Raw genomic sequence first — 17080 nt, forward strand, 5'->3', positions numbered from 1 at the left:
TCCTAGTCAGACGTTCGGTGAGTAGTGCTCCGGTTTGCCCCGCTCCGAAAGCGGCGGAAGGTTCCTCGCGGGAGTCTCGACCAATGGGGTGTCGGGGGCCAGTTCGCCACGTTCCCGGCGCCAGCCCGCCCGAGCGCGCGGGTGGTAGCGACGGTCTCGCGGGACCAGCTTGAACACCGCGTTGATCAGCTTCCCGGTCCGCCGGTGCCGCCGCTCGTCACGGTCGGTCCAGGTGTAGCCGAGCCGCTCACGGATCGGCGGGTCGTACAGGCCGACGGTCAGCCAGACGAAGTTCCGCGCCACCTGCCCGCGGACGAGGTTCCAGGCGAAATCCGGCAGCCATGGCAGGAAGTGCGGCTTCGCGATGTCCTTGATCTCCAGCACGTCGCGGGTCGCCTTGTTGTCCTCCAGGACGTTCTCGCACATGCGCTTCCAGTACAGCTGGAAGTCCTCCCACGACTCCGGCACCGGACGCATGCTCATGCCGTACATCTCGTACCACTGGACGTGCTCGTCGAACAGCTTCCGCTTCTCGGCCTCGCCGATACCGCCGACGAAGTTGTCCGCGATGAGGATCGCGCTCATGAAGAACGTCGAATGCGCCCAGTAGAAGGTGTCCGGGTCGAGCGCGTGATAGCGCCGCCCGTGCTTGTCGACGCCTTTGATCCGATCGTGGTAGCCGCGCACCTCCGACGCCGTCCGCTGGGCACGCGGCCCGTCATAGATCACTCCCCCGATCGGGTACAACGAGCGGAACAGCCGCTGCCAGCGCTCCTCGAAGAACCGCGAATGTTCCTCGACGCCCGCGCCCAGCTCAGGGTGCATGTTCTGCATGGATCCGGCCCAGAGCGCGATCAACAGTCCACGCCAGTCGCCGAAATACTTCCAGGTCAGCGAATCCGGTCCCAGCGGCCGCGGCTGTGCCATCCCCGGTCTCCTCAATGAGCTGGTTAAACTGACCACACCTGTTGTCAGGTTAAAGTTGACAACAGCCGTAGTCAACTGTCGCATTCAGGACGAGGAGCCGATCATGGCCGGCCGGAGCTGGGCAGGCACGACCCTGGACGACCGCAAGGCCGCGCGGCGGGAACAGCTCGTCGACGCGGGCCTCGACCTGCTCGGCACCCAGGGCAGCGCCGGGGTGAGCGTCCGCGCGGTGTGCCGCCACGCCAAGCTGACGGAGCGGTACTTCTACGAGAGCTTCACCGACCGCGAGGAACTGGTCGTCGCGGTCTACGAGCACATCGGCGCGCAGGCTCGGCAGGCACTGGTCGACGCGGTCAGCGACACGGCCGAACCCGCCGAACGGGCGAAGGCCGCCGTCCGCGCCTTCGTCGAACTGATGCTCGACGACCCGCGCAAGGGCCGCGTGCTCCTGCTCGCGCCGATCACCGATCCCGCGCTGACCACACGCGGGATCGCGCTCCTCCCCTCGTTCGCCGAACTGGTCAGCGGGCAGTTGTCCCACGGCGACGCGGCGATGCGGCAGATGACCTCGATCGGGCTGGTCGGCGCGCTGAGCAACGTGTTCATCGCCTACCTCGACGGCTCGCTCAAGGTGAGCCGCGACCGCCTGATCGACCACTGCGTCCGCCTCGTGCTCGGCGCCGACCGTCAGCCCTGACCGCGTTCGGCGACCAGCCGCAGGGCGATGTCGATGATCATGTCCTCCTGTCCGCCCACGTACTTCGCGGCGCCGACGCGGTAGAGGATTTCGTGCGCCGGGACGTCGTAGCGCTCGGCGGCGCGCTCCGCGTGCAGGAGGAAGCTCGAGTACACCCCCGCGAATCCCTGCACGATCGACGACCGGTCCATCACCGGCAACCGCGTGATGTAGGGCTTCACGACGTTCTCGGCCGCGTCCATCAGCACGTCCTTGTCGACGCCGGTGCGGATCCCGAGCCGCTCGAACGTCGCCGCGAGGACTTCGGTCGGCGCGTTGCCCGCACCGGCACCGAGCGCCACGAGCGAACCGTCGATCTGCCGGGCGCCCGCGCGATAGGCGAGCACCGAGTTCGCGACGCCGAAGCTCAGGTTCTGGTGCCCGTGATAGCCGACCTGCGCCTGATCCCCGAACTCCGCCACCAGCGCGGCGACCCGTTCGCCCGCGTCCTCCAGGATCAGCGCCCCGGCGGAGTCTACGACGTACACGCACCGACAACCGGCGTCGACCATGATCCGGCCCTGTTTCGCCAGCGCTTCCGGCGTCGACATATGGGACAGCATCAGGAAACCGACGGTCTCCAGCCCGAGGTCCCTCGCCGCGCCGAAGTGCTGGACGGAAACGTCGGCCTCGGTGCAATGGGTCGCGATCCGGACCGCGCCCGCGCCGAGGTCCGCCGCCACCCGCAGGTCGCCGACCGTGCCGAGGCCCGGCAGGAGCAGTACCGCGATCTTCGCGTGGCGTGCCTCGTTGACCGCCGCGGCGATCAGTTTCCGCTCGTCGACCAAGGAAAAGCCGTAGTTGAACGTCGAGCCGCCGAGCCCGTCGCCGTGGCTGACCTCGATCAGCGAGACTCCGGCGTCGTCCAGGGCCCGGACCGTGTCGCGCACGTTCTTCTCGGTGAACCGGTGCGCCATCGCGTGACTGCCGTCGCGCAGACTCGTGTCGACCAGCCGGACCTCACGGTCGATCTCGTCCCACTTCACGCCGCCACCTCCTGAGTCGCCAGCAGATCGCCGACGCGGGCGGCCGCGGCCGTCATGATGTCGAGGTTCCCGGCGTATTTCGGGAGGAAGTCCCCGTTCCCGGCGACTTCCAGGAACACCGCGACCCGCGCCTGCCCGCTCCAGTCCGGCCGGGGCGGGTCGTACTGGGGATCCGCCTTCAGCGTGTAACCCGGCACGTAGGCCTGGACGGTCTCGACCATCCGGTGGACGGATTCGGTCACCGCGTCGAAGTCCGCGTCCGGGTCGATCGCGCAGAACACCGTGTCACGCATGATCATCGGCGGCTCGACGGGGTTGATGATGATGATCGCCTTGCCACGGCTCGCTCCCCCGACGAGTTCGATCCCGCGTGCCGTCGTCGCGGTGAACTCGTCGATGTTCGCCCGGGTGCCGGGCCCCGCCGAGCGTGACGAGACGGAGGCGACGATCTCGGCGTAGGGCACCGGCGTCACCCGGGACACCGCGTGCACGATCGGGATCGTGGCCTGGCCGCCGCAGGTGATGAGGTTGACGTTCGGCACGTCCAGCCGTTCGGGCAGGCCCACCGCCGGGCAGGTGAACGGGCCGACCGCGGCCGGGGTCAGGTCGATCGCCCCGATCCCGGCGGTGGCGTAGCGCGGTGCGTTCGCCAGATGCGCCTTCGCCGAGGTCGCTTCGAACACCAGGTCCGGCAGTTCGTCACGGGACAGCAGCCAGTCGACACCGCCCGCGGACGTCTCCAGTCCCAGCTCGTCGGCCTTGGCCAGCCCATCCGAGTCCGGGTCCACGCCGACCATGTAGCGCACCTCGACGTGTTCGCTGCGCCTCAGCTTCGCGAGCAGGTCGGTTCCGATGTTGCCGGGACCGACGATCGCGGCCACCGCTTTCCGTCGCGCCATGTCAGGTGACGCTCCCCGAGCGGATAGGGCACACTCAACCCATGCGTGCCGCTGGGCGGAACGACGACCCGGAACGAACCGGAGCGGACGGCCTCGTCGCCGCCCGGGTCACGGCGCTGCTTTCGGCCTTCCGGCCCGGCGACGAAACGCTCGGCGTTTCCGAACTGGCGCGGCGGACCGGACTGGCGAAGTCGACCGTCCACCGCCTCACCGGTCACCTCGTCGCCACCGGACTGCTCGAACGCGAGGGCGTGGCGCTGCGGCTCGGGCTGAAGCTGTTCGAAATAGGCCAACTGGCGGTGCGGCGCCGTGGACTGGTCGAGGCGGCGCGCCCGTACCTCGCCGATCTCCGCGAGGCGACCCGCAACACCGTACATCTCGCGGTACTGGAAGGCACCGAAGTCGTCTATCTCGACATCCTGCGCGGACCCGACGCGCCGTCGTTGCCGTCCCGGATCGGCGGCCGTTTTCCCGCGCACGCCACCGGTGTCGGAAAAGCGATCCTCGCGTTCTCTCCGGAATCCATGGTGACGCGGGTGATCGACGCCGGTTTGTCCCGGGTCAGCGTCCGGACGATCACCGTCGCCGGTTTGCTGCGCCGACAACTCGCGAAGGTCCGCAGCGACGGGATCGCGCTCGAGCGGGAGGAGTCCGGTGTCGGCGTCGTCTGCGCCGCGAGCCCGCTACTCGACGCGAAAGGTGTCGCGGTGGCGGCGTTGTCGATCTCCGGCTGGGCGAATCGCATGCACACCAACCGCGTCGCGCCCGCGGTACGGACCGCCGCTTTGGCCCTCTCCCGTACTTTGTGAGAAATTCTCCACGCGGACGAGGCTTTCGCCGGGCATCGTCTGGTCCCGACGTGCTCTCCCCTGTCCGGCGGGCTCGCGCTCACCCAGGCGCGAGAATGGTTGCGGGCCAACGCTTCGGCGCCGTCGTCCTGGTCGACGACGAGAGCTGGACCGCACTCGCCGCGGACGGCTGGCCCACCGGGGGTACTGGTCCCGATCGCGCCTGCTCGGCAGGCTGCACATCCCGGAGTGGTCCGTGCCGACCACGTCCGGACAGCGTCACCGGGCACGTTTACCGCAAGGTCGCCGTCTTGGGTTCAGGGCCGGACGCCGTCACCGTCTCGGGACCCGCGCCGTCCTACCGGCTGCGTGAACTACGCTCCGGTCGACCACTTGCGGTGGCACCTTCGACGCGGTGACCGGTCCTATCGGGACAACGTCGTCGTCTACGCCTCACAACGCTGGGACCAGACCCCGGCGGACCAATTCGGGCCGGACGCCTTCGCCGAACCAGTACGCCTCTTCCAGATGCGGGTATCCGGAGAGGACGAACTCCCCGATGCCGCGCGCGTGGTACTCCTCGATGAGGTCGGCGACCTCGCGATGGCTGCCGACGAGCGCCGTACCCGCCCCGCCGCGCACCAGCCCGATTCCCGCCCAAAGGTTGGGATGGATCTCCAGACCGCGGACGCCACCAACGGTCTTGCCACCGTGCAGTGTCGCCATTCGCTGCTGCCCCACGGATTCGCTGGCGGACAACTGTCTCTGCGTGTGGGCGATCCGCTCGGGGTCGATCGCTTCCAGCAGCTTGCCCGCCTCGGCCCACGCTTCGGCGGCCGTGTCATGCGACAGGGTGTGCAGCCGGATGCCGAACCGGAGTTTCCGGCTCTGCTCCTCGGCGAGTTCCCGTACCTTGGCGATCTTCTCGGCGACCTGCGCGGGCGGCTCGCCCCAGGTCAGGTAGACGTCGGCGTGCCGCGCGGCGATCGGGAGCGCGGCCGCGGACGAACCGCCGAAGTAGATGGGCGGCACCGGATCCGGCACCGCTCGCGTGGTCGCGCCCTCGACCTTGAGATGCTCGCCGTCGAAGTCGAACGGCTTGCCGCTCCACACTCCGCGCACGATCTCGAGGAACTCGCCGGTGCGGGCGTAGCGCTGGTCGTGATCGTGCCAGTCGCCGAACCGGCGTTGCTCGACCGCGTCCCCGCCGGTGACGACGTTGAGCAGCACGCGTCCCCGCGAGATCCGCTGGAAGGTGCCCGCCATCTGCGCGGCGAGCGTCGGTGAGACGGCTCCCGGCCGGAAAGCGACCAGGAACTTGAGGGTTCTCGTCTCGCGGATCAACGCGGCCGTCGCCAGCCAGGCGTCCTCACACCAGGTCCCGGTCGGGGTCAGGACCCCTTCGAAGCCGTTGACCTCGGCGGCGCGGGCGACCTGGGCGAGGTAGTCGAGGCTCGGCTCACGGGCGGCGGTCGCGCCGGCGGCGCGACTGGCGTGGAAGTGCTCCACGATCGTCCGGCCGTCACCGGTGGTGGGCAGGAACCAATGCAGCTTGACCGTCACCCGTCCGAGCTTCGGCTTCGGAGGCGGCTCCGGTCAATCGGTGGGCCTCGCGTCCCGCGATCTGGACACGTCCCCGCCGCGAGTAGTCCTTTAGTTGCGGTAGTTGCACGCGCAAGGACCGCAACTAGAGGACTACTTGCGGTGGGTCACGAGCTCAGCCGCCGAACATCAGCCGCCATTCGTCCAGCGACTTCGGCTGGAACACGAAGTTCGTGTCCTTCACGCGCGAAAGGTTCGCCGACGGCTCGGCCGAGTATTGGTGTCCCGGGTAGACAACCGGATCCCCGTCCAGCCCGGCCAGCCACTGCAGGCTCCGGTAGATCGCTTCCGCGTCACCGCCGGGAAAATCGGTGCGGCCACAGCCTTCGAGGAACAGCGTGTCCCCCGAGACGAGCCGGCCGTCGACGAGGAAGCACTGGCTGCCCGGGGTGTGTCCCGGCGTGTGCAGCAGGCGGATCGGCACCGCGCCGACCTCGAGGACGTCATCGTGGTCGTGCGAGCGCAGGTCGGTCTCCGAGACACCGGTGATCCGGCGGACCCATTCGGCTTCCGCGCCGTTGACGTGGATCGGGACCTGGACGCGTTCCAGCAGTTGCGCGATCCCCGGCAGCGAAAAGCCCATCATCTCGCCGCCGACGTGATCGGGATGGTGATGCGTGGCGAGGACGCCGGTCAGCCGCATGCCGTCGGCTTCCAGCAGGTCGAGCAGATCACCGACGGCATACGCCGGGTCGACGATGACGGCCTCGTTCGTCTCCCGGTCGCCGATCAGATAGGCGAAGTTGACCATCTGCGTCGCGACCGGATCCCCCACCGCGAAGTCTCGGCCCGCGAGCAACTGCCGGAAGTACAGCCTGTCAGCCATGGCGCACACCTTACGGTGCTCTACTCCCCCACGGTGCCGTCGGCCAGCTCCCGAAGAACATCCAGATGCCCGGTGTGCCGCGCGGTCTCCTGGACCACGTGCGCCAGCACCCAGCGGACGGTGAACTTCCCCGACCGTCGTGCCCGCTCGCCCGGTGACATCCCGGCCAGCGACGACTCCGCAAGCGCCCACTCCGCGCGGTAGGCCTCGACGACCGACCGCGGGTCGTCGTCGTCGGTCAGGTCCCAGCTGGGATCCGGTGAGCCTTTCCACAGCGACGGCAGCTCGGCGCCGCCCGCCTCGATCGAGAGCCACCAGCGTTCCACCGCCGTCAGGTGCTTGAGCACTCCCAGCGCGCTCATCCGCGGGGACGACGGCAGCGGTGTCGCGGCCGCCTGTTCCCTGGTCAGCCCGGCGACCTTGTTCACCGCGGTGGCGCGAAGGAAGTGCAGGAAGTCCCACTGGATCCCGGCTTCGTCCTCGGCGATCCCGTCCGGCCAGGTTCGGGCCACCGGCTCGGCAGCACTCGAACTCGTGTTCGACATGCGACCACCCTACACCTCGGCGAACTCGCGTGATCGGGGCGGATCCCGTGAGACCGCCGTGTGGAAACCGCAGGACACTAGGCTGACGCGTCATGTGGTGGGGATTGATGTGCGCGTTCTTCGCGGCCTGTGCGTACGGCGTCGCTTCGGTGATGCAGGCGATCGCCGCGAAGGCGACTTCGGGCGCCGAAGACCGTGTCGACCCCAAGCTTCTCGTACGGGTGTTGCGGCAGTGGAAGTTCGTCGCGGGGCTCGCGCTGGACGTCGTCGGGTTCGTCGCCCAGCTCGTCGCCCTGCGGGTGCTGCCGCTGTTCGTGGTCCAGGCGGCGCTGGCGGGCAGCCTCGCCGTGACCGCGGTCGCGGCGCGGACGCTCGGTGTCCGATTGGGACGTCGCGAGTGGACGGCGGTCGCGGTCGTCTGCGCCGGGCTCGCGCTGCTCGGGATGTCGGCGGAGAGCGAAGGCTCGTCGGCGACCGGGATGGGCTTCCGGCTCGTGCTGATCGGAGCGGTCGTCGTGCTCGGCACGGCCGGCATGTTCGCCGGTCGCGCGTCACGGCGGATCCGGACACCGGCGCTGGGCCTGATCGCCGGACTGTGCTTCGGCGTGGTCGCGCTGTCCGGCCGCGTGCTCACCAGCCTCGCCCCGCTGGACCTGCTGAGCGACCCGGCCACCTACACACTGGCCGTGGCGGGCGCGCTGGCGATGCTGTTCTACGCCACCGCGCTGCAACGCGGCAGTGTCACCACCTCGACCGCCATGATGGTGATCGGCGAGACCGTCTTCCCTTCCCTGATCGGGGTTCTCGTGCTGGGCGACACCACGCGACCCGGGTTCGCGGCGGTGGCGGCGGTCGGATTCGCGCTCGCGGTTTCGGCGGCACTGGCGCTGGCCCGCTTCGGCGAGCCCGCCCCGATCGAACCGGTCAGCGCGCCGCTCGGTCGACCCCACGCCGGGACACCAGTCCGGCGAGCACCTGCTGAGTGATCAGCTCGCTCGTCACCAGCAGGAGCACGAGGCGCGGCGAGCGCCAGGAACGCGATCGGACCGGCGCGGCGAAGAACAGGGCCGTGAGCTTTCCGCTCGCGGACTACGTCAGGATTCCATGGCCTTGACGAGCGAAGCGGGCCGCAGGTCGGTCCAGTTGGTTTCGACATACTCAAGGCACTCCGGGCGCGAAGCCGGCCCGAACTTCGTGGCCCACCCCGCCGGGACCTCGACGAACTCGGGCCACAGACTGTGCTGTCCCTCGTCGTTGACCAGCACCAGGTACGTGCCGTCCGGGTTCTCGAACGGGTTCGTCATGCCTTGTTCTCCTTCTGCGTATCCGATGTATTCGCTCGGTGGCTGAGCGCGTCCAGTGCCGGCCGGGTCAGACGGGCCCGGATCCGCTGACCGCGTACTCGGGCCGCGACGCGTCGGCGCCACGCCGGTCCACAATGGATCGCAGGATCTCACCGACCCGGACGGCGGTGTTGGACAGCAGCGACGACGTGATGCCGTGGGTGTGCTCGGTGCCGCCCTGGAGGTAGATCCCGCCGTCCAGCGGCGGTTCGGTGACGATCCGGTAGTCGCGTTCGACGCGCAGCCTGCCCTCGTCGTCGCGCAGGCACGCGGAGGCGACCTCACCGAGCAACGGCGTCGGATCCGCCTGGCTGTACCCGGTGGCGTACACGACGAAATCGGCGTTGAGGCGGGTCCGCTCGCCGGTCTCCAGCGCCTCGACGGTGACCCGCACCTCGGAGCCGGTGTCGACGACTTCGGTGGGGCGGGAGACATTGATCAGCTTCAGCCGCTCGATCCCCTGCACCTTCTCGCGGTAAACGCGGCGGTACAGCTCGTCGATCAGGTCGATGTCCACGGCCGAATAGTTGGTCGCGCCGTGGTAGCGCATCAGGCGCTCCTTGACCGCTTCCGGCGCCTCGTAGAACCGCCCGACCGCCTCGGGGTCGAAGATCCGGTTGGCGAACGCGCTGTCGTCGGCCGGGCTGTAGCCGTAGCGTGCGAACACCGCGCACACCTCCGCCCGAGGGAAGCGATCGTGCAGCAGTGCGCTGACCTCGGCCGCGCTCTGCCCGGCACCGACGACGACGAACCGGCGCGGCTCCCCGGCGGCCATGCCCTCGACGCGGTGCAGGAGTTCGCTGTTGTGCCAGACGCGGGCACCCGGCGTCACACCTTCGGGGAGGTTCGGCCGCAACCCGGTGCCCATCACCAGATTCCGGGCGCGCAGGTTCACCAGTTCACCGTCGATGCGGGCGTGGACGTCGAAGAACACGATCTCTTCGCCATCGAAGACCGGCGTGACGGAAAGTGCTTCGGCGCCATAGGAAACCAGGTCGTCGACCTTTTCCGCCGCCCATTCGAAGTAGTCGTGGAACTCGATCCGCAAGGGGAACAGGTTCTTGTGGTTGATGAAGTCGACCAGCCTGCCCTTGCTGTGCAGATACGACAGGAAGCTGAACGAACTCGTCGGGTTCCGCATCGTCGCCAGATCCTTGAGGAAGGAGACCTGCATGGTGGCGTTGTCGATCAACATCCCGCGATGCCAGCCGAAACGGACCTGGCGCTCGAGGAAGTGGGCCGTGACGGTCTCGGCTCCTGGCGCGGCGTTGTGCTCGGTGACGGCGATGGCGAGCGCCAGGTTCGACGGTCCGAACCCGACCCCGACCACGTCGTAGACCGGAACCCGTTCGCCGACCACTGCTCGTGCCATCTTGAACCCCTAGCGCGGCTGGGCCGCTTCTCGGTACTTCGCTATAAGACCAGGGAACCCTAACCTAAGTTAGGTGAGGCTCAACTAGTACTTTCAGTGGTGATGTTCATCCCTCGACCAGGAGGAGGCCGGTCCCATGCGGGTCGCCATGTTCGGATACCAGACCTGGGGACACCGCACCCTGCGTGCGCTGATCGACGCGGGGCACGAGGTCGCCCTCGTCGTCACCCACCCGAAGAGTGACCACGCCTACGAGAAGATCTGGTCCGACTCCGTCGCCGATCTCGCCGAGGCCAACGGGATCCGCGCGCTGCTGCGTCAGCGTCCCGACGACCCGGAACTGCTGGCGGAGCTGAAGGAAGCCGACGTCGATCTGATCGTGGCCAACAACTGGCGTACCTGGCTGCCGCCCGAGATCTTCGAGATGCCGCGCCACGGCACGCTGAACGTGCACGACTCGCTGCTGCCCGCCTACGCCGGCTTCTCGCCGCTGATCTGGGCGCTCATCAACGGCGAGCCGGAGGTGGGTGTCACGGCTCACCTGATGGACGCCGACCTCGACGCGGGCGACATCGTGCTGCAGCGGTCCGTCCAGGTCGGGCCGAAGGACACGACGACCGATCTCTTTCACCGGACGGTCGATCTCATCGCGCCGATCACCACCGACGCCATCGAACTGATCGCGAAGGGCGACTACACGCCTGTCAAACAGGACAGGTCGAAGGCCAGCTTCTTCCACAAGCGCGCCCTCGAAGACAGTCGCATCGACTGGTCCTGGCCCGCCGACGAGATCGAGCGGCTGGTGCGCGCGCAATCCGACCCTTACCCCAACGCGTTCACCTACCACCGCGGGAAGCAGTTGCGCGTCGTCCGCTCCTCGGTGTCGGTGGGTCACTACGGCGGCACCCCGGGCCGCATCTTCATCCGCGAGGGTGAAGGTGTCGTGATCGTGGCCGGTCCCGAAGCGCGCCGCGGCCGGTCGCACGGGCTCGTCATCGAGCGGGTCCGGACCGAGGACGGCACCGAACTGGCCGCGACCGACTACTTCCGCACGATGGGCGGGTACCTCACCGCTCGCCCCTGACCTGCGTGCTGCTCGACGTGGCGTGTGGCCGCCCCGTGCACGCGGTCACCGGCGGTGAAGGCCTCCTTGCCTACCCTGAGGTCAGGGTCTCGGCAAAGTCGAGGTCTTGCAGGTCGGGCGGCTCATCGTCGCGGGGTCATACCGGTTGCGGAGCCGCATCGACCGATGTTCACGGACATGCCCCCGAGCGGGGACGATTTCGGACGGTGAACGTCCCGAATCTTCCCCGCTCGGCCCCTCCAGGCACTAGCGATGCCAAGCCCGGATCACCAGCAGCAGCTCGGCGACTTTGCCGGGACCCTGACCCTGAAGGTAGTGAAAGAGTCACCACCCACCGTTGTGATCCTCGGTGACACCGGAACGGACGTGACGCCAGCCTCCCGGCCGAAGTCCTGAAGGCCGCCGTCGAGCGGTGGCCTTCAGGACATGGGAAACAGCCCCGGCCACTATCTGCTCTTCCAGGACGAGCAGTTCCTGACCGCGCTCGGGGTCACCACGATCCTGGCCGTGATCGTGGTGTACAACACTTTGCGGAGCGAGTGTGCTGATCTTTCTCGGGGTGTGGATCTGGAACGACTTCATCGACCCGCTGATCATCCCCGGCCCCAGCCAGGGGACCACGATCACCACCGGGATCTACCGTTCGATCGGGCGGTACCAGGCTGATCTCGGAAGCTTGTTCGCGCTGATGTTCCTGGCGACGCTGCCGGTGCTGATCTTCTATCTGGCGCTGCAGAAACAGTTCGTGAAGGGGCGGACCGGCGGGGCGACCAAGGGCTGAACCCTGCCGCAATTAGTCCTCTAGTTGCTCAAGCCTCGGTGACCTTCCCGTCGGCCACTTCCAGCCGCCGCGTCGTCGCCACCGCCTCCAGCATCCGCCGGTCGTGCGTCACCAGCAGCAGTGTCCCCGGATACTCCGACAGCGCCGACTCCAGCTGCTCGATCGCGGGCAGGTCGAGGTGGTTCGTCGGCTCGTCGAGCACCAGCAGGTTCACCCCGCGCGCCTGCAGCAGTGCCAGCGCCGACCGGGTCCGCTCCCCCGGCGACAACGTGGCCGCCGGCCGCAGCACGTGCGCGGCCTTCAACCCGAACTTCGCCAGCAGGGTCCGCACGTCGGCGTCGGCGAGTTCCGGGACCTCGCGGGCGAAGGCTTCAAAGAGCGGAAGATCGCCGAGGAACAGCTTCCGCGCCTGGTCGACCTCTCCGACCACGACACCGGAGCCGAGCGACGCGCCGCCCTCGTCGACCGGGACCCGGCCCAGCAGGGCGGCGAGCAGCGTCGACTTCCCCGCGCCGTTGACCCCGGTGATCGCGACCTTGTCCGCCCAGTCGATCTGCAGGTCCACCGGGCCGAGGGTGAACTCGCCTCGCCGCACCACCGCGCCGCGCAGGGTCGCCACGACCGCTCCCGCCCTGGGCGCCGTGGCGATCTCCATCCGCAGTTCCCATTCCTTGCGCGGTTCCTCGACGACGTCGAGCCGTTCGATCATGCGGTCGGTCTGGCGGGCCTTCGACGCCTGCTTCTCCGTCGCCTCGCTGCGGAACTTGCGGCCCACCTTGTCGTTGTCGGTGGCCTTGCGCCGGGCGTTCTTGACGCCCTTCTCCATCCACGAACGCTGCATCGCACCACGGGATTCGAGCGAGGCCCTGGTGTTCGAGTATTCGTCGTACTCTTCGCGGGCGTGCCGCCGCGCGACGGCACGTTCCTCCAAATAGGACTCGTAACCGCCGCCGTAGGTCCGCACCTGCTGCTGGGCGAAGTCGAGTTCGACAACGCGGTCCACGGTGCGGGCGAGGAATTCCCGGTCGTGGCTGACCAGCACCGTCCCGGCGCGCAGCCCCGTCACGAACCGCTCCAGCCGGTCGAGGCCGTCGAGGTCGAGGTCGTTGGTCGGCTCATCGAGCAGGAAGATGTCGTATCGGCTCAGCAGCAGCGAAGCCATGCCCGCCCGCGCCGCCTGCCCACCGGACAGCGACAGCATCGGCTGGTCGAGATTGACGGTCAACCCGAGGTCCGCGACGACCTCGCCCGCCCGATCGTCCAGATCGGCTCCGCCGAGCGCGAGCCAGCGATCGAGGGCGACACCGTAGGAGTCGTCCGCTCCGGGCTCACCAGCGGTGAGCGCCTCGGTGGCGGCGTCGAGGGCGGCTTGCGCGGCGGTGACACCGGTACGGCGTGAGAGGAACCCACGGACAGACTCCCCTTCGCGGCGTTCCGGCTCCTGCGGGAGGTGACCGACGGTGGCCGTCGGCGGGTTCAGCCGGACACTGCCCTCTTCCGGCGGCACGAGGCCGCCCAGGGTCTCGAGCAGGGTCGACTTGCCCGCGCCGTTGACACCGACGAGACCGATCACTTCACCCGGGGCGACGACCAGGTCGAGACCGGAGAACAGAACACGGTCGCCGTGGCCGGCGGCGAGATCCTTGACAACGAGTGTGGCGCTCATGAGATCAGTAAGTCTACGGGGACCGATTGAACAGCTTGTGGTCCCTCGGAAGAGTGGCAAGTATCCAAGCGATCACGGAACGTGGGTAACCTGGTTGTTCTTCTGAACCCGAACGAACCCCCGAGCATTGAGGTCGGTGACAGCAAATGGCGGACTCCGCCACCCCGGTCCCCGTCGCCCACCAGCAGAAAGGCGGTACCCGAAGGCCGACGATGAGCAGGCGGCGGGAAGTCAGCCACGCCAGCGCGCGCTCGCTGTTGATGACCATCCTCGGCGAGTACGTCCTGCCGCGCGATCTGCCGATCTGGACGTCCACGCTGGTCGAAGCCCTGCGAGTGCTGGACATCGAGGAGAAGTCCGCACGGCAGGCGCTGGCCAGGTCCTCCGCCGAGGGCTGGGTGGTCTCCGAACGCGTCGGACGAAGAGTGCGCTGGTCGCTCACTCCACCAGGAAGACGCCTCCTGACCGAAGGCGCGGAACGGATTTACGCCTTCGGCAACGACGAGCGGGCCTGGGACGGCCACTGGCTGATGTTGATCGTCTCGGTGCCCGAAGCCAAGCGGGATCTCCGGCACCGGTTGCGCACCCGCCTGACGTGGGCCGGGTTCGGTTCACCGGTGGCGGGCGTCTGGGTCAGCCCGGACCTCTCCCGCCAGCGGGAAGCCCAGCAGATCGTGCAGGAACTCGGACTCGACGCGCAGGCTATGTCGTTCACCGCCGCCTACGGCGATGTCGGCGATCAGGAGACGATGGTCGCGCGGTCCTGGGATCTCAGCGAACTCAAGGATCGCTACGAGGACTTCATCGACCGTTTCACCGGTTCACGGCCTTCGGGTGAACGCGGCGTTTTTCGTGCACAGACCGAACTCGTCCACGAATGGCGTAGTTTTCCCTTTCTCGATCCACGGCTTCCGCTAAAACTGCTCCCCGACGGTTGGAGCGGCGTGCGCGCGGCGGACCTGTTCCACCGCAAGTACGTCGAATGGCGACCAGAAGCACAGGGCCAGTGGGACGAACTCGCGGACACCTCCGGCTAGGGTCACGGAAAACGATCTAGCGGAGGGAACTCGTCTTGGCCACCTCGATCCGCCTCGACCGCGAGGACGACGACGTCGCCGTCCTGACCATCGCTTCGCCGCCGCTGAACCTCTACACCGCGGAACTCCAGCGGGAACTGGGCGAGGCGATCGGCGAACTGGAGGCAACACCGCCACGCGCGGCGCTCATCCGGGCCGAGGGAAAGATCGTCAGCGGCGGCGTCGACGTCTCCCTGTTCGACGCCCAGTCCTCCGCGGCCGAGGCGAAGGTGCTCTTCGATGGGATGCTGGCGATCCCCGACCGGATCGCCGCACTCCCGGTCCCCACCGTGTTCGCCGCCCACGGCCTGTGTCTGACCTGGGCCTTCGAGGTCGCGGTCGCCTGCGACATCATCCTCGCGACCGAGAGGGCCAAGTTCGGCCTGGTCGAACGCGTCGTCGGCCTGACCCCGACCATGGGCGGCACGCAGCGGCTCGCCGCCCGCGCCGGCGTCGGCCGCGCCAAGGAGTTCGTGATGACCGGCGCGACCTACGACGCCGCGACCCTGGAACGCTGGAACGTGGTGAACCGCGTGTTCCCGATCGACGGCTTCGACGAGGCCGTACGCGCCTTCACGACCGACCTCGCGCACGGGCCCACAAGGGCGCACGCGGCCACCAAGAAGGTCCTCGAGCACTACGAGCACGGCGGTGTCGCCGAGGCGAACGAGCACATCACGACGATCGCCGCCGGTCTCTTCGACACCGAGGACCTGCGCGGCGCGGTGAAGTCGTTCCTCGCCGACGGCCCCGGCAAGGCGACCTTCACCGGCCGCTGATCCGCTACGGCCGTTGGCCGACCGCGTCCACCACTCCGGACGCGGTCACCGCCGTCCCATTCCCGCCCAGGTACAGGAACGTGTCAGCGGCGAAGACGATCATATCCGGTTTCGCCACCTTGGGGTCGTCCTCCGGCCTGAGCGGCCAGGTGATGCCCACACCGGGCCTGCCGGCCCCGTCCTTGGCGTGTTCGACGGCGCGCAGGCCGGGCACCTTGGCCGCCGCGCCGAACAGGGCCGCCCGAACGGCGGGCGGAAGGTGGTTTTCGTTCGCCAGCGCGAGGATGTCCTTGCCCATCGCGTTGTAGTCGCCCTTCTCACCGCTGTGGTCGGCATTGTCGGCATTGAGGTAGGCGAACATCGCGTCCGCGTCGGTGGGAAGATCCGCCCGGTAGTGGGGCCGCGGCGTGCACGGTTCCATGACGCCCTTGAGCGGCTCTTCGCCCTTGTACGCCTGCGCCAGCCCGTTCCGACAGCCCGGAAGCGGGAAGAAACTTCCGTCCGCCATCTTGATCAACCCGTCACGGGTGCCGTCCGCCGAAAGCCACGATTCCCGCTCACCGTCGGGCTGCTTGGTCTTCGTGTAGACGAACTGGTCCGGTTTCGGCGGCGTGTCCGGTGTTTTCAGCGCGGCGGCGGCGGCGCCGCGCAGCACGGCCACGGGATCCGCGGTGGCTGTGGGCGGTTCCAGTCCTGCCGGGGCGAGCGCCACGACGGCGGTGATGGCCGCGGCCAGGCCCGCCGCCCCCACCCCGGTCCAGACCCAGCGCCGCCGGTTCTTCGGCGGCACCACGTTTTCCGGCTCGGCGGCGGCGATCTCGGCCAGCAATCGCGCGCGCGCCGGGCTGAGTACACCGGATTCCGCGAGTGGCACCGAGCCGGTCCGCTCGGCGATCAGGTTCAACTCATCCATGGTTGGCGATCTCCTTCGCAGTCGTGGTTTCCGGACGCTCCAGCGCCTCACGGACTTTCCGGCGGGCACGGTTGAGCCGTGAGCGGACGGTGCCGAGCGGGATGTCCAGCGCCGCGGCCACCTCCTCGTAGCTCAGACCTTCCCCCGCGAACAGCGTGAGGGTGTCCCTGTCGCCGTCGGCCAGTTCCGCCAGCGCTGAGTCCAGCAGCTTTCCCATCGCCTCGGCGGTCACCTGGTCGGCAACGCGCTCGGCATGCCCCTCTTCCTCGGGCGGCGGACCGAGGGCTTCCCGCAGTTTCAGTTCCCTGACTTCGTCCCGGCGCCGCTGGGCCACCAGGTTGGTCGCGATGCCGTAGAGCCACGGCCGGGCGACGCGGCGCTCGGTGTCATATCCCTCGCGCTTGCGGAAAGCCACCAGGAACGTCTCCCCCAGCGCGTCCTCCGCGGCGGCGGGACCGATGCGTCTGACCAGGTAGCGGTGGATGTGCGCGGCATGCCGGTCGAAGATCGCGGAGAACCAGTCCGGACTGGTCACCGACCTCGCGATGACTTCCGCGTCTTCCAGATCGCTCGGATCCGCCCTCGATGAACTCATGAACCGCCCTTCGCCGTTCGCCAGTGTCACCCTGTTGTCCGCATCCGGTGTCGAATGGGTTCACGCCCGACGAATCGGTCTAGACCTTTAATGCGAGCCGCGCTACATTCAAGTGTGGTCTAGACCACAGCGCGCCAGTTCAGAGCAGGTCAGTCTCGCCGC

Annotated in this window: 18 protein-coding genes; 7 read left to right on the plus strand and 11 right to left on the minus strand. The window is 68.4% G+C overall.

Annotated elements, in window-relative coordinates; genetic code table 11:
- Window positions 1-6: 6 nt before the first annotated feature.
- A complete protein-coding gene (locus tag ACM6LR_RS10855) occupies window positions 7-927 on the minus strand; it encodes an oxygenase MpaB family protein (protein WP_414938826.1) in 921 nt (306 codons plus the stop codon).
- Window positions 928-1030: 103 nt separating this feature from the next.
- On the opposite strand from ACM6LR_RS10855, the gene ACM6LR_RS10860 reads away from it, so the two are divergent.
- Window positions 1031-1624, plus strand: a complete 594-nt coding sequence (locus tag ACM6LR_RS10860) for a TetR/AcrR family transcriptional regulator (protein WP_414938825.1) — start codon at window positions 1031-1033, stop codon at window positions 1622-1624.
- Here ACM6LR_RS10860 and dmpG read toward each other — a convergent pair.
- Together dmpG and ACM6LR_RS10870 are read right to left on the minus strand one after the other, a co-directional pair.
- Window positions 1615-2649 (minus strand): 4-hydroxy-2-oxovalerate aldolase, encoded by a 1035-nt coding sequence (gene dmpG, locus ACM6LR_RS10865; RefSeq protein ID WP_414938824.1) that lies wholly within the window; start codon window positions 2647-2649, stop codon window positions 1615-1617. The genes ACM6LR_RS10860 and dmpG overlap by 10 nt on opposite strands.
- Window positions 2646-3548: an acetaldehyde dehydrogenase (acetylating) gene (locus ACM6LR_RS10870; protein WP_414943674.1), complete on the minus strand. Its 903-nt coding sequence runs from the start codon at window positions 3546-3548 to the stop codon at window positions 2646-2648. The genes dmpG and ACM6LR_RS10870 overlap by 4 nt, the downstream gene beginning before the upstream one ends.
- A 41-nt stretch (window positions 3549-3589) precedes the next feature.
- Between ACM6LR_RS10870 and ACM6LR_RS10875 the strand changes: the two genes are divergently transcribed.
- Window positions 3590-4357 carry an IclR family transcriptional regulator gene (locus ACM6LR_RS10875; protein WP_414943675.1) on the plus strand — a complete coding sequence of 256 codons (768 nt, stop codon included), beginning with the start codon at window positions 3590-3592 and terminating at the stop codon, window positions 4355-4357.
- A 432-nt stretch (window positions 4358-4789) separates the two neighbouring features.
- Here ACM6LR_RS10875 and ACM6LR_RS10880 read toward each other — a convergent pair whose 3' ends face one another.
- The 3 genes from ACM6LR_RS10880 to ACM6LR_RS10890 form a co-directional block, all read right to left on the minus strand.
- Window positions 4790-5899, minus strand: coding sequence for an LLM class flavin-dependent oxidoreductase (locus ACM6LR_RS10880; protein ID WP_414943676.1), 1110 nt, complete (start codon window positions 5897-5899; stop codon window positions 4790-4792).
- 154 nt (window positions 5900-6053) lie between these two features.
- Window positions 6054-6764 carry an MBL fold metallo-hydrolase gene (locus tag ACM6LR_RS10885; protein WP_414938820.1) on the minus strand — a complete coding sequence of 237 codons (711 nt, stop codon included), beginning with the start codon at window positions 6762-6764 and terminating at the stop codon, window positions 6054-6056.
- Window positions 6765-6784: 20 nt separating this feature from the next.
- Window positions 6785-7309, minus strand: a complete 525-nt coding sequence (locus ACM6LR_RS10890) for a DinB family protein (protein WP_414943677.1) — start codon at window positions 7307-7309, stop codon at window positions 6785-6787.
- A gap of 92 nt (window positions 7310-7401) precedes the next feature.
- Between ACM6LR_RS10890 and ACM6LR_RS10895 the strand changes: the two genes are divergently transcribed.
- On the plus strand, window positions 7402-8295 hold the full coding sequence (locus ACM6LR_RS10895; protein WP_414938818.1) for a DMT family transporter: 894 nt from the start codon (window positions 7402-7404) through the stop codon (window positions 8293-8295).
- A gap of 108 nt (window positions 8296-8403) precedes the next feature.
- Here the strand turns inward: ACM6LR_RS10895 and ACM6LR_RS10900 are convergent, their stop codons facing one another.
- The gene (locus ACM6LR_RS10900) at window positions 8404-8613 is read right to left on the minus strand and encodes an MbtH family protein (protein WP_400935820.1); all 210 of its coding nucleotides are present in this window, start codon (window positions 8611-8613) and stop codon (window positions 8404-8406) included.
- A 67-nt stretch (window positions 8614-8680) separates the two neighbouring features.
- On the minus strand, window positions 8681-10024 hold the full coding sequence (locus tag ACM6LR_RS10905) for a lysine N(6)-hydroxylase/L-ornithine N(5)-oxygenase family protein (protein ID WP_414938817.1): 1344 nt from the start codon (window positions 10022-10024) through the stop codon (window positions 8681-8683).
- 136 nt (window positions 10025-10160) lie between these two features.
- On the opposite strand from ACM6LR_RS10905, the gene ACM6LR_RS10910 reads away from it, so the two are divergent.
- Together ACM6LR_RS10910 and ACM6LR_RS10915 are read left to right on the plus strand one after the other, a co-directional pair.
- Window positions 10161-11108: a methionyl-tRNA formyltransferase gene (locus ACM6LR_RS10910; protein WP_414943678.1), complete on the plus strand. Its 948-nt coding sequence runs from the start codon at window positions 10161-10163 to the stop codon at window positions 11106-11108.
- Window positions 11109-11649: 541 nt separating this feature from the next.
- Window positions 11650-11889 (plus strand): hypothetical protein, encoded by a 240-nt coding sequence (locus ACM6LR_RS10915; RefSeq protein WP_414943679.1) that lies wholly within the window; start codon window positions 11650-11652, stop codon window positions 11887-11889.
- A gap of 28 nt (window positions 11890-11917) precedes the next feature.
- Here ACM6LR_RS10915 and ACM6LR_RS10920 read toward each other — a convergent pair whose 3' ends face one another.
- On the minus strand, window positions 11918-13555 hold the full coding sequence (locus tag ACM6LR_RS10920) for an ABC-F family ATP-binding cassette domain-containing protein (RefSeq protein ID WP_414938814.1): 1638 nt from the start codon (window positions 13553-13555) through the stop codon (window positions 11918-11920).
- 146 nt (window positions 13556-13701) lie between these two features.
- On the opposite strand from ACM6LR_RS10920, the gene ACM6LR_RS10925 reads away from it, so the two are divergent.
- On the plus strand, window positions 13702-14592 hold the full coding sequence (locus ACM6LR_RS10925; RefSeq protein ID WP_414938813.1) for a PaaX family transcriptional regulator C-terminal domain-containing protein: 891 nt from the start codon (window positions 13702-13704) through the stop codon (window positions 14590-14592).
- A 35-nt stretch (window positions 14593-14627) separates the two neighbouring features.
- Window positions 14628-15410, plus strand: coding sequence for an enoyl-CoA hydratase/isomerase family protein (locus ACM6LR_RS10930; RefSeq protein WP_414938812.1), 783 nt, complete (start codon window positions 14628-14630; stop codon window positions 15408-15410).
- A gap of 4 nt (window positions 15411-15414) precedes the next feature.
- Here ACM6LR_RS10930 and ACM6LR_RS10935 read toward each other — a convergent pair whose 3' ends face one another.
- Together ACM6LR_RS10935 and ACM6LR_RS10940 are read right to left on the minus strand one after the other, a co-directional pair.
- Window positions 15415-16323, minus strand: coding sequence for a CU044_5270 family protein (locus tag ACM6LR_RS10935; protein ID WP_414943680.1), 909 nt, complete (start codon window positions 16321-16323; stop codon window positions 15415-15417).
- Window positions 16316-16918: an RNA polymerase sigma factor gene (locus tag ACM6LR_RS10940; RefSeq protein ID WP_414938810.1), complete on the minus strand. Its 603-nt coding sequence runs from the start codon at window positions 16916-16918 to the stop codon at window positions 16316-16318. Before ACM6LR_RS10940 ends, ACM6LR_RS10935 begins: the two co-directional genes overlap by 8 nt.
- Window positions 16919-17080 lie beyond the last annotated feature (162 nt).

Origin of the sequence: Amycolatopsis sp. cmx-11-32 (genome assembly GCF_047608695.1) — a bacterium.
Classification (GTDB): Bacteria; Actinomycetota; Actinomycetes; order Mycobacteriales; family Pseudonocardiaceae; genus Amycolatopsis.

Coding starts and splice junctions, on each gene's coding strand:
- ACM6LR_RS10855 (WP_414938826.1), bottom strand. CDS start 927: ATGGCACAGCCGCGGCCGCTGGGACCGGATTCGCTGACCTGGAAGTAT.
- ACM6LR_RS10860 (WP_414938825.1), top strand. CDS start 1,031: ATGGCCGGCCGGAGCTGGGCAGGCACGACCCTGGACGACCGCAAGGCC.
- ACM6LR_RS10870 (WP_414943674.1), bottom strand. CDS start 3,548: ATGGCGCGACGGAAAGCGGTGGCCGCGATCGTCGGTCCCGGCAACATC.
- ACM6LR_RS10875 (WP_414943675.1), top strand. CDS start 3,590: ATGCGTGCCGCTGGGCGGAACGACGACCCGGAACGAACCGGAGCGGAC.
- ACM6LR_RS10885 (WP_414938820.1), bottom strand. CDS start 6,764: ATGGCTGACAGGCTGTACTTCCGGCAGTTGCTCGCGGGCCGAGACTTC.
- ACM6LR_RS10890 (WP_414943677.1), bottom strand. CDS start 7,309: ATGTCGAACACGAGTTCGAGTGCTGCCGAGCCGGTGGCCCGAACCTGG.
- ACM6LR_RS10895 (WP_414938818.1), top strand. CDS start 7,402: ATGTGGTGGGGATTGATGTGCGCGTTCTTCGCGGCCTGTGCGTACGGC.
- ACM6LR_RS10900 (WP_400935820.1), bottom strand. CDS start 8,613: ATGACGAACCCGTTCGAGAACCCGGACGGCACGTACCTGGTGCTGGTC.
- ACM6LR_RS10905 (WP_414938817.1), bottom strand. CDS start 10,024: ATGGCACGAGCAGTGGTCGGCGAACGGGTTCCGGTCTACGACGTGGTC.
- ACM6LR_RS10910 (WP_414943678.1), top strand. CDS start 10,161: ATGCGGGTCGCCATGTTCGGATACCAGACCTGGGGACACCGCACCCTG.
- ACM6LR_RS10920 (WP_414938814.1), bottom strand. CDS start 13,555: ATGAGCGCCACACTCGTTGTCAAGGATCTCGCCGCCGGCCACGGCGAC.
- ACM6LR_RS10925 (WP_414938813.1), top strand. CDS start 13,702: ATGGCGGACTCCGCCACCCCGGTCCCCGTCGCCCACCAGCAGAAAGGC.
- ACM6LR_RS10935 (WP_414943680.1), bottom strand. CDS start 16,323: ATGGATGAGTTGAACCTGATCGCCGAGCGGACCGGCTCGGTGCCACTC.
- ACM6LR_RS10940 (WP_414938810.1), bottom strand. CDS start 16,918: ATGAGTTCATCGAGGGCGGATCCGAGCGATCTGGAAGACGCGGAAGTC.